This window comes from Rossellomorea sp. RS05, from assembly GCF_039822645.1.
GTDB classification, from domain to species: domain Bacteria; phylum Bacillota; class Bacilli; order Bacillales; family Bacillaceae_B; genus Rossellomorea; species Rossellomorea marisflavi_B.
In genome coordinates this window covers 1-298 of sequence record NZ_JBDKWY010000028.1, presented here as the reverse complement: position 1 = coordinate 298, position 298 = coordinate 1, and the positions used below count along the sequence as shown (strand labels likewise).

The window sequence follows — 298 nt, the reverse complement described above, 5'->3', positions numbered from 1 at the left end:
ACGTCCTACTCTCACAGGGGGAGATCCCCCAACTACCATCGGCGCTGAAGAGCTTAACTTCCGTGTTCGGCATGGGAACGGGTGTGACCTCTTCGCCAATGTCACCAGACAAATTGCTTACAATGACAAATATTATTATATAATATTTTCAAGGTTTTTCAAGGGGTAATTTAAAAATTATTCCCTGAAAACTAGATAAAGGGTTGATAGTCAATCATTACCGGCGTATCGGCCAGTCTGGCAGGCGCAAAGCGCCTGCATTACGTTTGGTTAAGTCCTCGATCGATTAGTATCAGTC

Annotated in this window: 1 rRNA gene; it reads right to left on the bottom strand. The window is 44.3% G+C overall.

The features are described 5' to 3' along the window. Window positions 1-109 (bottom strand): 5S ribosomal RNA (gene rrf, locus ABJ225_RS22320); the annotation flags it as partial. Between the last annotated feature and the right edge of the window lie 189 nt (window positions 110-298).